13 protein-coding genes are annotated in these 13,344 nt (G+C 62.9%); 10 read left to right on the forward strand and 3 right to left on the reverse strand.

The features are described from left to right. Positions 1–5 precede the first annotated feature (5 nt). Complete coding sequence (locus tag V473_RS07200) at positions 6–716, reverse strand: class I SAM-dependent methyltransferase (RefSeq protein WP_066601991.1); 711 nt, start codon at positions 714–716, stop codon at positions 6–8. A gap of 140 nt (positions 717–856) precedes the next feature. Between V473_RS07200 and V473_RS07205 the strand changes: the two genes are divergently transcribed. The 7 genes from V473_RS07205 to V473_RS07225 all read left to right on the forward strand — a co-directional run bounded on the left by V473_RS07205 (position 857) and on the right by V473_RS07225 (position 6,516). Beyond that, on the forward strand, positions 857–1,882 hold the full coding sequence (locus tag V473_RS07205; protein ID WP_066601999.1) for an aspartate-semialdehyde dehydrogenase: 1,026 nt from the start codon (positions 857–859) through the stop codon (positions 1,880–1,882). 45 nt (positions 1,883–1,927) lie between these two features. After that, positions 1,928–2,170, forward strand: a complete 243-nt coding sequence (locus V473_RS07210; protein WP_066602001.1) for a FitA-like ribbon-helix-helix domain-containing protein — start codon at positions 1,928–1,930, stop codon at positions 2,168–2,170. Then, a complete protein-coding gene (locus V473_RS23475; protein WP_148648339.1) occupies positions 2,170–2,340 on the forward strand; it encodes a type II toxin-antitoxin system VapC family toxin in 171 nt (56 codons plus the stop codon). Before V473_RS07210 ends, V473_RS23475 begins: the two co-directional genes overlap by 1 nt. Positions 2,341–2,427: 87 nt before the next feature. Then, on the forward strand, positions 2,428–2,604 hold the full coding sequence (locus tag V473_RS23480) for a PIN domain-containing protein (protein WP_148648340.1): 177 nt from the start codon (positions 2,428–2,430) through the stop codon (positions 2,602–2,604). Positions 2,605–2,676: 72 nt separating this feature from the next. Next, on the forward strand, positions 2,677–3,450 hold the full coding sequence (locus V473_RS07215; protein WP_066602003.1) for an alpha/beta fold hydrolase: 774 nt from the start codon (positions 2,677–2,679) through the stop codon (positions 3,448–3,450). Between the two features lie 53 nt (positions 3,451–3,503). Next, positions 3,504–5,336, forward strand: a complete 1,833-nt coding sequence (locus V473_RS07220; RefSeq protein WP_066602005.1) for a M2 family metallopeptidase — start codon at positions 3,504–3,506, stop codon at positions 5,334–5,336. 31 nt (positions 5,337–5,367) lie between these two features. After that, a complete protein-coding gene (locus tag V473_RS07225; protein WP_066602008.1) occupies positions 5,368–6,516 on the forward strand; it encodes a GGDEF domain-containing protein in 1,149 nt (382 codons plus the stop codon). 5 nt (positions 6,517–6,521) lie between these two features. Here the strand turns inward: V473_RS07225 and V473_RS07230 are convergent, their stop codons facing one another. Together V473_RS07230 and V473_RS07235 are read right to left on the reverse strand one after the other, a co-directional pair. Next, entirely contained in the window at positions 6,522–7,976 is a 1,455-nt protein-coding gene (locus V473_RS07230; RefSeq protein ID WP_066602010.1) for an AMP nucleosidase, read from the reverse strand. A 93-nt stretch (positions 7,977–8,069) separates the two neighbouring features. Next, entirely contained in the window at positions 8,070–8,552 is a 483-nt protein-coding gene (locus V473_RS07235; RefSeq protein WP_066602012.1) for a peroxiredoxin, read from the reverse strand. Between the two features lie 144 nt (positions 8,553–8,696). Between V473_RS07235 and V473_RS07240 the strand changes: the two genes are divergently transcribed. The 3 genes from V473_RS07240 to V473_RS07250 all read left to right on the forward strand — a co-directional run bounded on the left by V473_RS07240 (position 8,697) and on the right by V473_RS07250 (position 13,326). Continuing rightward, a complete protein-coding gene (locus tag V473_RS07240) occupies positions 8,697–9,257 on the forward strand; it encodes a YqgE/AlgH family protein (protein ID WP_066602015.1) in 561 nt (186 codons plus the stop codon). Between the two features lie 127 nt (positions 9,258–9,384). Next, complete coding sequence (gene ahcY, locus V473_RS07245; RefSeq protein WP_066602017.1) at positions 9,385–10,803, forward strand: adenosylhomocysteinase; 1,419 nt, start codon at positions 9,385–9,387, stop codon at positions 10,801–10,803. Between the two features lie 174 nt (positions 10,804–10,977). Continuing rightward, positions 10,978–13,326, forward strand: coding sequence for a sensor histidine kinase (locus V473_RS07250; protein ID WP_066602020.1), 2,349 nt, complete (start codon positions 10,978–10,980; stop codon positions 13,324–13,326). The last annotated feature ends 18 nt before the right edge of the window (positions 13,327–13,344 follow it).

The raw sequence follows: 13,344 nt of genomic DNA on the forward strand, positions 1-13,344 counted from the left end.
AGACGCTATCGCCAGGCGTGGAAGATCGCCCGGCGATAGCGGTCCTTTTTGCGGAATGGCATCGCCAACTTCCGCCAGCCCTGATTGTCGAGCGCTTCGGGCAGCACCTGGAAACGCGAATAGCCAAAGCGCACGCACATTTCGCGCAGCGCCAGGATGTTGGGCGCCCAGAAATTGGTTGGATCGCGGTCCAGTTCCAGTTCAGTGAACAGGCGCATCGCGGGCACCGGTTCATGTCGCAGCGCCGTTACCGTTTCGATCACCAGATGATCGCGGCTCATCGCGGCGGCGGCCTCCAGCGTGAGATAGGGGTCGGTGACATGATACAGGACGCCCAGCAGCAGCACCATGTCGAACTGGCCAAGGTCAGCGACGCGATGGTCGGCGACGTCGAGGTCGCGCGAGCGGACCTGCGACCCGAAACGGGCGTGGGCATGATCGAAGCCCCGCTTGTCGCCCCATCCCTGACCCGACCAGCAGAAATGGTCGGTCGCCAGCACTTCGGCTGCGCCGCGCCGTTCGGCCTGGAAGGAAAAGAAGCCGTCCCATGCGCCGATATCGAGTACGCGCTTACCGGCCAGTGGGGTGGGAAAGATCAGGTCGGCTTCCTCCTGCAAGGATTCCAGCGGCTTGATGCCATCGACACGCGCACCATCGGGAAAGGCGAAGCTGTGAAACCATTGGTCGGGCAGGGGCGGCAAGGAGGTGAGCGACATGGAGCGGGCTGATACTTTCAGTTATTCTGCAAACAAGAAGAGGCTTTTACGAACGGACAAGCCCTTCTTTCTGGACAACGCGCCCAGTATCGCTATGGCGCCAACTCCGCAATATTTCCGTTGGAGTGGAGTGTTTAGTCATGGGTTATAGGGTCGTCGTCGTTGGTGCCACCGGTAATGTGGGCCGCGAAATGTTGACCATTCTCGCCGAGCGCGAGTTCCCGATTGACGAGATTGCAGCGGTCGCATCGTCGCGGTCGCAGGGCCTGACCATCGATTTTGGTGAGACCGGCAAGACCATCAAATGCCAGAATATCGAGCATTTCGACTTCGCCGGATGGGACATCGCCCTGTTCGCGGCGGGCAGCGGCCCGACCGAAATCTATGCGCCCAAGGCGGCGGCGGCCGGTTGCGTCGTGATCGACAACAGCTCGCTTTATCGCATGGACCCGGACGTCCCCCTGATCGTGCCGGAAGTGAACCCGGACGCGATCGACGGATACAAGAAGAAGAACATCATCGCCAATCCCAACTGCTCCACCGCGCAGATGGTCGTGGCGCTGAAGCCGTTGCATGACGCCGCGAAGATCAAGCGCGTGGTTGTCTCGACCTACCAGTCGGTGTCGGGCGCTGGCAAGGCGGGCATGGACGAACTGTTCGAGCAGAGCCGCAACATCTTCGTCGGCGATCCGGCCGAGCCGAAGAAGTTCACCAAGCAGATCGCCTTCAACGTGATCCCGCATATCGACGTTTTCCTGGACGATGGGTCGACCAAGGAAGAATGGAAGATGGTCGCGGAAACCAAGAAGATCCTTGATCCCAAGGTAAAGGTCACCGCGACCTGCGTGCGCGTGCCGGTGTTCGTCGGCCATTCGGAATCGATCAACATCGAGTTCGAGAATGAGATTTCGGCGAAGGAAGCGCAGGATATCCTGCGCGAAGCGCCGGGCATCATGCTGGTCGATAAGCGCGAGGACGGCGGATATATCACGCCGATCGAATGCGTGGGCGATTTCGCGACCTTCATCAGCCGCGTGCGTGAGGATTCGACGATCGAAAACGGCATCAACCTGTGGTGCGTCAGCGACAATCTGCGCAAGGGCGCGGCGCTGAACGCGGTGCAGATCGCCGAACTGCTCGGCCGTCGCCACCTCAAGAAGGGCTAATTCGGCTTCCTTGCCGCCATGCTATCATCATGATAGCATGGCGATATGGGACAGGTGCTGATCCGCAATCTCGACGATGATGTCATCGCGGCGTATCGCGAATTGGCTGTGCGCAACCAGCGTTCGCTGGAAGCGGAATTACGTGATGCTCTGACGCGCGGAAAGCCGATGACGGGCGAGCGCCTGAGCGGCATGTTGGCGCGGCTGGAAACCATCCACGCCATGACGCCAAAACTTGTGCGGCAAACACCCGCTGAAGATTTGCTCCGGGATGACGATCGCCCCTGATGCTGGTGGTGGATACCAGCGTTGCGGCCCGCTGGGTGATCGGCAGCGACGATTCCGTGCTGCCCGACGAAACAGCCATTGCACTGACGCTCTTGCCCCGCCGACTGATGGCGCCCGACCTGTTGGTGCCCGAATTTGCAAATGTCATGTGGAAGAAGGTGCGCGCGTGAATCGATGCGGCGCAGGCGCGGGAAGCTGTCGCCATATTACCCGACATTATCGATCTGATCCCGACGGCTGGACTTGCCGATCGCGCGATGGAGATCAGTCTGGCGCTCGATCATCCCGCCTATGACTGCTTCTTTCTTGCTTCGGCCGAAATGCTGGAAACGATGCTGATGTCGGCGGACAGAAAATTGGTCCGCCGTTGCGCCGACACGCCCTTTGCCCCGTTGATCGCAGGTTTGACGGATCGACCATCCTGCTCCGACTGACAGATCGCGCTCTTGCGCCGCCGGGGATGACGCCATATCGGCAAGGCGTCCCAGCCCAAGAGGAATGCCCCGATGACCGACCTGCCGATCGAACGCCATGAGATCAAGGGTTTCGACGGACTGCCGATCGCGGTGCATATGGTGGGGGCCAAGACAGAGGGCGCCCGCGACCTCGTCCTGATCCATGGCTATTTCTCCAACGCCTTCACCAATTGGATCCGCTACGGCCATGCCGCAAAGCTGGTGGAGGCGGGTTTTCGCCTGATCCTGCCGGACCTGCGCGGCCATGGGGAAAGCGCCAAGCCGCATGATCCCGCCGCCTATCCGGCCGATGCGCTGACCGACGATAATCTGGGGCTGATCGCGCAACTTGGCCTGACCGATTATGATCTGGGCGGCTATTCGCTGGGCGCGCGGACGACGGTGCGGATGCTGGCGCGCGGGGCCACACCACGGCGCGTGATCCTGGCGGGGATGGGGCTGCGTGGGCTGGTCAAGACGCTCGACAATGGCGGCTATTATCGCAATGTGCTGACCAACCTTGGCACGTTCGAGCGGGGCACGTCGCAATGGATGACCGAGGCGTTCCTGAAGACCACCAGGGGCGATCCGGTGGCGCTGCTTCATATCCTCAACACCTTCGTCGATACCGACGAGGCGACGATCGCGGGTTTCCAGCAGCCCAGCGTGGTGATCTGCGGCGCGGACGACCGCGATAATGGCGTGGCGCAGGAATTGGCCGAGATATTGCCGGATGGACGCTATGTCGAAGTGCCGGGCAACCATATGAACGCCGTCACCCGCAAGGAATTGGGGCAGGCGATGGTCGATTTCCTGACCGCTTGACTGTATCGCCAAGCCAAGTCACCTTCCCCGCCATAACCGATCAGGGGATATCCATGAAAATCGTTATATCGATGGCCGCGCTTGCGGCCGCCCTCGTTGCTTCGCCGGTGATGGCGCAGCAGTCCGCGTCCGCGAACGCAGCCGCCACGCCGACCGCGGCCGAAGCGGAAGCCTTTTTGACCAATGCGGAAAAGACCCTGTTTGACCAGTCGATCGTCAGCGGCCGGGCGGCGTGGATCAACGCGACCTACATCACCGACGATACCGACGCGATGGCGTCCTATTTCGGCGCGATCGATACAAAACAGCGGGTCGATTATGCGCTGGAGGCCGCGAAGTTCGCGACCGCGCCGGGGCTGAGCGAGGAAACCAAGCGGCGGCTGACGCTGCTGCGCACCGCGCTGACGCTGCCTGCACCCACGACGCCGGGCGCAGCCGAGGCATTGAACGATCTCGCGACCAAGCTCCAGTCCGCTTATGGCAAGGGGAAGGGAACGCTCAAGGGCCAGCCGATCAACGGCAGCGATATCGAAGAGCAGATGGGGGAGAACCGCAATCCCGAAGAGTTGAAGGAAATGTGGGTTAGTTGGCACGACAATGTCGGCGCGCCGATGCGGACCGACTACGCCAAGCTGGTCGGCATCGCCAATGCAGGAGCCAAGGAATTGGGCTTTGCGGATACCGGCGCGATGTGGCGATCCAAATATGACATGCCCGCCGACGATTTCGCCAAGCTGACCGACAAGATCTGGACGGAAGTGAAGCCGCTCTATGACGATCTCCATTGCTATACCCGCACCAAGCTGAACGAAAAATATGGCGATGCGGTGCAATCCAAAACCGGCCCGATCCGCGCCGATTTGCTGGGCAATATGTGGGCGCAGGAATGGGGCAATATCTATGATGTCGTGGCGCCGGCGGGCGCAGGGGATCTGGGCTTCGACACCACCGACCTGCTCAAGACCAAGGGCTATGACCCGGTCAAGATGGTGAAGGCGGGCGAGGGCTTCTATAGCTCGCTCGGTTTCGAGCCGCTGCCGCAGACATTCTGGGATCGGTCGCAGATCACCAAGCCGCGCGACCGGGAAGTGATCTGCCACGCTTCGGCCTGGGATCTGGACAACAAGAACGATATCCGCATCAAGATGTGCACCAAGGTGAATGGCGACGATTTCGTCACCATCCATCATGAGCTGGGTCATAATTATTATCAGCGCGCCTATCAGGTGCAGAAGCCGCTCTACCTGGACGGCGCAAATGACGGTTTCCATGAGGCTATCGGCGATTTCGTCGCTCTGTCGATCACGCCCGACTATCTGGTGAAGATCGGCCTGCTCGATCCCGCCAAGGTGCCGGGCGCGGACAAGGATACCGGCCTGTTGCTACGCCAGGCGATGGACAAGGTCGCGTTTCTGCCCTTCGGCCTTCTAATCGACAAATGGCGCTGGGGCGTGTTCGACGGATCGATTCCGCAGAACCAGTATGAAAAGGCCTGGACCGACCTGCGCCTGCAATATCAGGGCATCGTACCGCCCGTGTCCCGCGACGAGACGAAGTTCGACGCCGGCGGCAAATATCATATTCCCGGCAACACGCCCTATACCCGTTACTTCCTGGCGCGGGTGTTGCAGTTTCAATTCTATGAGGCGGCGTGCAAGCAGGCGGGATGGAAAGGGCCGCTGCATCGCTGTTCTTTCTATGGAAACAAGGCTGTAGGCGCGAAGCTTGACGCGATGTTGCAGATGGGCGCGTCAAAGCCCTGGCCCGATGCGCTCCAGGCCTTTACCGGCAGCCGCGAAATGTCAGGCAAGGCGCTGGTCAATTATTTCGCGCCATTGCAGAAGTGGTTGATTACGCAAAATAAAGGCAAGTCTTGTGGCTGGTAAGCTGGAGTAAATCTTGGTAAATGGCTGCCGCATGAACGCGGCAGCCATTCTCCTATCCCTGTTATTCGGCACCGCTGCCGTCATGACTGTCGCGCTGACTGTGGCGTGGCTGCATTTCGGGCGGCAACGCCATGTCCTGACATGGACCGCCTCCTATGCCATGGGCATGGTGCAATGGACGGCCAATGCCTGTGGCTTTTTTCTGAAAAGTCCCGGCTGGTTCATCGTCACCGGCGTGGGATTGATCATAAGCGGATCTTTGCTGGCCATAGGTATCCGCCAAAGATCCGGCAAGCCTTTGCGATTGGCCGGTTTCGTTGTCCCGGCTATGCTGGTGATCCTGGCGATGGCCTTCGCCATCGGCCCGGTCGGTAGCCAGATCATGCAGGGCCTGATCATTCCCGCCTATGTCGGCGGGTTGCTGGCGGTCAGTGCCGTGTCGCTCTGGCCCAGGGATCGCTCCTTCACGCCCCCGGAGCTGGTGTTCTTCCTTGCGCTGCTGGCCTTCGTCATCGTCCAGTTCGCGCTGGCGGGGTCGGCCATGCTGATTCGCGGTCCTGAAATCGGCAAGGATCTCTACCGCCTGATCTTCAGCATCTTCATGCCGACCATCTATGTGGCCACCGCCGTCACGGCGGTGCTGGTGGTCGCGGGCGACCTGGCCCAGCAACTGCGCACGCAGATGCGCCACGATCCGCTGACCCAGGTGCTCAATCGCCGCGGACTGGACGAGGCCGCGGGTCGGGCGATGGCCCTGGCCCGGCGGCAGAGCCTGCCGCTGGCGCTGGTCGTGTGCGACCTCGACGGGTTCAAGGCGCTGAATGATGGCCATGGCCATATTGCGGGCGACCAGGCGCTCAAGGGATTCGCCCAACTGCTGACCAGCGCGGTGCGCCGCGGCGATGTGGTGGGACGGATGGGCGGCGACGAATTCGGGCTGCTGTTGATGAACAGCAGCGCCGCCGCCGCTGCCGAGGTGATGGAGCGGGTGCGCGTGGAAGTGGGCCATCTGGCGCTGCCGGGCTTTCCCGACGTATGGCTGCGCGCCAGTTTCGGCGTGGCCGAAATGACCGCCGCCGACACGCAGTTGGAGGATATGGTCGCACGGGCGGACGCGGCCCTTTATGCCGCCAAGAAGGACGGCAAGGACCGCATCAGCATCTGGCAGGAAGCGGCTTAGATCACTTAACGGAACGGCGGTTCGTTAAAGGCGCGCAGCTTGCGGCTGTGCAGCTTGGCGCCTTCCTCGCGCAGCAGTTCGCAGGTCATGATGCCGACGCGCAAATGGCTGGCGATGGCTTCTTCGTAGAAGCGATTGGCCTGCCCCGGCAGCTTCAATTCGCCATGGATCGGCTTGTCGGACACGCACAGCAAGGTGCCGTAGGGGACGCGGAAGCGGTATCCCTGGGCGGCGATGGTGGCCGATTCCATGTCGATGCCGACCGCGCGCGAGAGGCTGAAGCGCAGGGCGGAGCTGGAATAGCGCAATTCCCAGTTGCGGTCGTCGGTGGTGACGACGGTGCCGGTGCGCAGGCGGCGCTTGAAATCCTCCGGGTCGCCCTGTCCCAAAACGGCCTCGGCCGCCTGCGCCATGGCGACCTGCACTTCGGCGATGGCCGGCACCGGAATTTCCGGCGGCAGCATTTCGTCCAGCACATGGTCGTCGCGCAGATAGGCGTGGGCCAGCACATAGTCGCCGATCCGCTGGCTGGGACGCAGGCCGCCGCAATGGCCGATCATCAGCCAGGCTTCGGGACGCACGACGGCCAGATGGTCGCAGATCGTCTTGGCGTTGGAGGGGCCGACGCCGATATTGACCAGAGTGATGCCGCTGCGGTCCGGCGCGATCAGATGATAGGCCGGCATCTGATGCCTGCGCCAGGCGCTGTCGGCGATCATCCGCGCCGGATCGGCGGTTTCCGGGGTCACATAGACGCCGCCTGCGCCCGACAGGGCGGTGTAGCGGCTCCCCTCCTGCTGCAATTCATCGCAGGCCCAGGCAACAAATTCATCGACATAGCGGTGATAGTTGGTGAACAATATGTAGCGCTGCACATGGTCGGCCGGGGTGCCGGTGTAATGTTTGAGGCGCGCCAGCGAGAAGTCGGTGCGCAGCCCGTCGAACAGGGCGAGCGGCCGGTCTCCGTCGGCATCGGGAGTGAAGAGTCCGTCGGCGATCTCGTCCCCGATCTCGGCCAGTTCGGTCGCGGGGAAATGGCGCGCCAGTTCAGTCGGCGGCGTGCCGTCGAGCGCGCTCATGTCCAGCCCGTCGAGCACATAGGGGAAAGGAATCTGCTGTTCGCTCAGTCCCGCTTCCACATCCACGCCATAGTCGCGGACGAGCAGGTCGATCTGTTCGGCCAGATAATCGGCGAACATGGCGGGTCGGGTGACTGTAGTGGCGTAACGGCCCGGCTTGGACAGGCGGGCGAAGGAGCGGCCCGGCGGCGGCGCGTCGCTGTCGCCATGATAAGTGATCCGCAATTCAGGATAACAATAACGCCGGTCGGCCTTCGCGGTCGCCGACGGGACGCTGCCGTCGCGAGCATAAGCGCGCATGGCCTCGCGCAGATTTTCGATGGATGTCCGGTAAATACGGTCAAGTTGCGTGACCGTTGCGCTGCCGATGCTTTGTGTCATCGCCCCCTGTTACCGTCTTTGCATGACGGAAGGAAGACGCCGCGTGCAAGATGCGCAGCAGACCTGAAATCCGCTGCGCATCTCGCTGAAAAATCAGAGCTGTTCGAGCATATGTTCCGCAGACGAAACCTTGAAGTCGCCGGGTGCCTCCACATTGAGTTCCGCGACGACGCCATCCTTGACGATCATCGAGAAGCGCTGGCCGCGCTGGCCGAGGCCAAATTTACTTCCGTCCATGATCAGGCCTACCGCCTGCGCGAAATCGCCATTGCCGTCGGCGAGCATCGTGACCTTGCCCTCCGCGCCAGCCGATTTGCCCCAAGCGCCCATGACGAAGGCGTCGTTGACCGCGGTGCAGGCGATTTCGTCCACGCCCTTGGCCTGCAGCGCTTCGCTCTTGTCAATGAAACCGGGCAGATGCTTGGCCGAGCAGGTCGGCGTGAAGGCGCCTGGTACCGAGAAGATAGCGACGGTCTTGCCGGCGAAATACTCGTCTGACAGCACTGCTTCGGGGCCGTTCTCCGTCATCTGGGTGAAGGTGGTGCTGGGAAGGCGATCGCCCTTGGAAATGGTCATGTCTGTCTCCTGGCCTAATGACGGGCGGGAGGTCGGCGCTGCTAGGGCCGCTGTCAAGACGCGGACCCACTTATATGTCACGACGCCCCGTCGGTGCGACCATGTGTCCTTGGCAAGACGCGGCGGCGGGCTATATTCAGTATCATGACCCAGACGCGCTTTTATGGCGGGCATTTTCTGCTCGCCCTTCCCGGCATGGCGGACATGCGGTTCGATCATTCGGTGGTGGCGCTGTGCGTCCATGACGAAGAAGGCGCATTGGGCATTGCGGTGGGCGAGGAGATGGAGGGCATCACCCTGCGCGAACTGCTCGAAAGTTTCGATATCGACGGCAGCCAGGTGTCCGACATGCCGGTACTGCGCGGCGGCCCGGTCGAACCGCGGCGCGGCTTCGTGCTCCATTCGCTCGACTGGGGCGGGCAGGACATGGTGCATGTCGGCGGCCGATGGGGATTGTCGGGATCGCTGGATATATTGAAGGCGATCGCGGAGGGCCGTGGACCAAGCCGTTACCTCGTCGCGCTGGGCTATGCCGGTTGGGGCGCGGGACAATTGGAGCAGGAAATGCACGGCGAAAGCTGGTTCCTGGCCGATGGCGATGCCGACCTGCTGTTCGATGTGCCGACCCGGCGCAAATGGGCGGCGGCCTATGCCGCGGCGGGCGTGGATGCGTCGCACCTCGTCTCCGGCGCGGGGTCTGCCTGAGTCAGGGCACATAAAGAAATCTTTATATAAGTTGCCATGCGCATCGCCCATTGGTAAAGCGCATCGCATCGCCGCCGCTCGGCATGTCGCTGGCGGGGTTCCATTCTAAGCTGACGGAGATACGCTCGTGGCCACCGCACCCGCCACTCAGGCGCAGGATTATGTGATTGCCGACATCGGCCTTGCCGGCTTTGGCCGCAAGGAAATGGACATCGCCGAAACCGAAATGCCCGGTTTGATGGCGTTGCGCGCGGAATTTGGTCCGTCGCAGCCGCTTAAAGGCGCGCGCATCACCGGGTCGCTGCACATGACGATCCAGACCGCCGTGTTGATCGAGACGCTGACGGCGCTGGGCGCGCAGGTACGCTGGGCGACCTGCAACATCTATTCGACGCAGGACCATGCCGCCGCCGCGATCGCCGCTTCGGGCGTACCGGTCTTCGCGATCAAGGGCGAGACGCTCCAGGAATATTGGGACTATGTCGAGCGCATTTTCGATTGGCACAGCGATGAATCCGGCGTCTGCAACATGATCCTGGATGATGGCGGCGACGCCACCATGTTCGCGCTGTGGGGCGCGCGGGTCGAGGCCGGTGAAGAGCTGTTCACGCCGACGAACGAAGAAGAGGAAATCTTCTGCTCGGTGCTCAAGCGGGTGCTGGCCGAACGTCCCGGTTTCCTGACCAAGACGGTCGCCGCCATCAAGGGCGTGTCGGAAGAGACCACCACCGGCGTCCATCGCCTGTATGAACTGGCCAAGAAGGGCAAGCTGCCCTTCCCGGCGATCAACGTGAACGACAGCGTCACCAAGTCGAAGTTCGACAACCTCTATGGCTGCAAGGAATCGCTGGTCGACGCGATCCGTCGCGGGACCGACGTCATGCTGGCGGGCAAGATTGCCTGCGTCGCGGGCTTCGGCGATGTCGGCAAGGGGTCGGCGGCCTCGCTCCGCAACGGCGGCGCGCGCGTCCTGGTGACAGAAGTCGATCCGATCTGCGCGTTGCAGGCGGCGATGGAAGGCTATGAAGTCGTGACGATGGAAGAGGCCGCGCCGCGCGCCGACATCTTCGTCACCGCGACCGGCAATGAAGGCGTGCTGACCGTCGATCATATGCGCGCGATGAAGAATATGGCGATCGTGTCGAACATCGGCCATTTCGACAGCGAGATCGAGATTGCCGGCCTGGCCAACATGAAATGGACCGAGATCAAGCCACAGGTCGACGAAGTCGAATTTCCCGACGGCAAGAAGATCATCGTTCTGTCGAAGGGCCGCCTAGTCAACCTGGGCAACGCCACGGGCCACCCTAGCTTCGTGATGTCGGCCAGCTTCACCAATCAGACGCTGGCGCAGATCGAATTGTGGACCAAGAGCGAGCAGTATGGCAACGACGTCTATGTCCTGCCCAAGCATCTGGACGAGAAGGTCGCCGAACTGCATCTGGAAAAGCTGGGTGTGAAGCTGACAAAGCTGAGCCAGCGCCAGGCCGATTATATCGGCGTGCCGGTGGAAGGGCCGTTCAAGCCCGATCACTACCGCTACTGAGCCGAGAGGCCCGCAAGCGACATCGAAAGGGGCAGGCGAAGACGCCTCCCCCTTTTTCATTCCGTCCAACCGAAATCTTTGCATCGCGCGCTTCCCGCTGCCGCCGACTTGGGATAGTCGGGATCGACTTATGGACAGGGACATGCAGGTGCGACGGGCCGGAGGGGTTATGTCATGACGACATTGTCCCCCTATGCCGCGATCATTTTCGGCGGGGTGTTGGCCGGGTGGCTGGGCGCGGCCGTATGGGCGCTCGTCAGCGGCCAGAGGATGCGGCGCGAGGGCACCCATGCCCAGGGTAAGCTCGACCGGCTGACCATGTTGCTGGCGTCCGCGCCCGCCGCGCCGATCATCATCCACCCCGACGGGCGGCTGGAAGCGGCTGATCGCCTGGCCAAATGGCTGGGTAAGCCGCGTGTCCCGACTTTCGCGTCCGAATTGACCGCGCCCGATGGCGGGCTGGAGCCGGAAGACGCGACGGCGCTGGCGCAGGAGATCGCTTCGGCCCAGCGCGCGGGCAAGAGTTTCGCCCTGCCGGTGCGGGGCCTTGGATCGTCGCGCCTGCTGCTGGTGCGCGGCGCGCCAGCGGGACCGGGCATCGCGGAGAGCGGCGGCGTCATCCTGTGGATTTTCGACGCGACCGACAGCCAGGCGGAAATCCAGTCGTTGCGTGGCCATGTCGAGCAATTGCGCGACGCGCTGGAGGCGCTGGCGGGGCTGGTCGAGGCTGCGCCGTTTCCGATGTGGCACCGCACCCCCGATTTGCGCCTGAGCCTGGTCAACAGCGCCTATGTCCGCGCGGTCGACGGGCAGGGGGCGGGCGATGTCATCGCCCATGGCGCCGAACTGGTCGAAACCGTTGCCGGCCTGACGCCGCAAGCCGCCGCGGCCGATGCGATCGCCCGCGACGAGCCGGTCGAACGAATGGTGCCCGCGACGATCGATGGCGAACGGCGCACGATGCGCGTGGTCGATGTCCCGCTGGGGGCCGCGGGCGTAGCCGGCTATGCCGTCGATCAGCATGAACTGGAACAGGCGCGGGTCGAACATCGGCGGCTGGAGGCGGCGCAACGCGACCTGCTCGACCGCCTGTCGGCCGGTGTGGCGCGTTTCGGCCACGATCGGGCGCTACGCTTCTGGAACCAGCCCTTCATCAGCCTGTTCGGCCTGCATCAGGATGCGCTGGCCGACGCCCCGCCGTTCGAGCGGGTGCTGGACCAGATGCGCGATGCGCGGCGATTGCCCGAACATCGCGACTTCCCCGCCTGGCGCGCGGAACGGCGGCAGTGGTTCCTGTCGCCTGCGCCGCTGGAGGAAAACTGGCTGCTGCAGGACGGCACCCATTTGCGCGTCTACGCCCAGCCGCTTCCCGATGGTGGCCTGCTGCTGATCTTCGAGGACCGCACGGAGCAGGTCAATCTGTCGAGCGCCCGCGACACGCTGTTGCGGGTCCGCACCGCGACCTTCGACAATTTGTTCGAATCGATCGGCGTCTTCTCGTCCGACGGGCGGTTGCAGATGTGGAACAGCCGCTTCCGCACCATATGGGGCGCGAATGAGGAGTTGCTGGCCGGCCACCCACGCATCGACGATCTGATGCGTGCGGTACAGGCGAAGCTGGCGAAGCCGGAACAGGCCAATCTGGTGCGCGAACTGGTGCGGGCGGCGACGGTCGAGCGCAAGCAGCGCATGGGCCATGTCGGCTTTGCAGACGGGCGCATCTTCGAGTTCGCTGCAATTCCTCTACCCGATGGCAATGCGCTGTTCACCATGCTGGACGTCACCGACAGCCGCCGGGTCGAGCAGGTGCTGCGCGACCGCAACGAGGCGCTGGAGCAGGCGGACAAGGTCAAGACCGCCTTCGTCACCAATATGAGCTATGAACTGCGCACCCCGCTGACGACCATTTCCGGGTTCGCCGAGATGATGAGCGCAGGTTATGCGGGGGAACTTAGCCCGTCGGCCGCCGAATACGTCGATGGCATCCTCAAAAGTACGGCCCGCCTGTCGATGCTGATCGACAATGTGCTGGACCTGACCCAGGGCGAAGTCGGTACGCTGCCGATCGATCATGTCCGCGTCGACCTGACCACCGTGGTGCGGGCCAGCGCCAGCCGGATGATGATGGATGCAACCGCCAAGGGCATGGACATCGACATGACGTTGCAGGACAGTCTGGGCGCGGTTCAGGGCGACGCCCGGCGGATCGGCCAAGCGATCGATCATCTGCTGGAAAATGCGATCCGCTATTGCGGCAAGGGCGCCCGCATCCTCCTTCATGGAGACGGCGTGGTTGACAAGGCGCGGATCGTCGTGTCGGACAATGGCCCTGGCATTGCGGCCGGGCAGCAGGCGGCGATCTTCGATCCGGCGGCGCGCGCGGGACAGGCGCGCAACGGCGGCCGGGCGGGGATCGGCCTCCCGCTGGCGCGGCAATTGGCGGAAGCGCATGGCGGCACGTTGCAACTGGTGTCGGAAGCCGGGCAGGGGACCATGGCCGTGATCGAACTGCCGCGTGGCTGAAGCGGTCGTGCACCTCGA

This window comes from Sphingobium cupriresistens LL01 (assembly GCF_001046645.1).
GTDB classification, from domain to species: Bacteria; Pseudomonadota; Alphaproteobacteria; order Sphingomonadales; family Sphingomonadaceae; genus Sphingobium; species Sphingobium cupriresistens.

Excerpts from the sequence above, each read along its gene's own strand:
- V473_RS23480 (WP_148648340.1), top strand. The coding sequence starts at position 2,428 with ATGGAGATCAGTCTGGCGCTCGATCATCCCGCCTATGACTGCTTCTTT.
- V473_RS07205 (WP_066601999.1), top strand. The coding sequence starts at position 857 with ATGGGTTATAGGGTCGTCGTCGTTGGTGCCACCGGTAATGTGGGCCGC.
- V473_RS07215 (WP_066602003.1), top strand. The coding sequence starts at position 2,677 with ATGACCGACCTGCCGATCGAACGCCATGAGATCAAGGGTTTCGACGGA.
- V473_RS07220 (WP_066602005.1), top strand. The coding sequence starts at position 3,504 with ATGAAAATCGTTATATCGATGGCCGCGCTTGCGGCCGCCCTCGTTGCT.
- V473_RS07240 (WP_066602015.1), top strand. The coding sequence starts at position 8,697 with ATGACCCAGACGCGCTTTTATGGCGGGCATTTTCTGCTCGCCCTTCCC.
- V473_RS07230 (WP_066602010.1), bottom strand. The coding sequence starts at position 7,976 with ATGACACAAAGCATCGGCAGCGCAACGGTCACGCAACTTGACCGTATT.
- V473_RS07225 (WP_066602008.1), top strand. The coding sequence starts at position 5,368 with ATGAACGCGGCAGCCATTCTCCTATCCCTGTTATTCGGCACCGCTGCC.
- V473_RS23475 (WP_148648339.1), top strand. The coding sequence starts at position 2,170 with ATGCTGGTGGTGGATACCAGCGTTGCGGCCCGCTGGGTGATCGGCAGC.
- V473_RS07250 (WP_066602020.1), top strand. The coding sequence starts at position 10,978 with ATGACGACATTGTCCCCCTATGCCGCGATCATTTTCGGCGGGGTGTTG.
- V473_RS07210 (WP_066602001.1), top strand. The coding sequence starts at position 1,928 with ATGGGACAGGTGCTGATCCGCAATCTCGACGATGATGTCATCGCGGCG.
- V473_RS07200 (WP_066601991.1), bottom strand. The coding sequence starts at position 716 with ATGTCGCTCACCTCCTTGCCGCCCCTGCCCGACCAATGGTTTCACAGC.
- V473_RS07235 (WP_066602012.1), bottom strand. The coding sequence starts at position 8,552 with ATGACCATTTCCAAGGGCGATCGCCTTCCCAGCACCACCTTCACCCAG.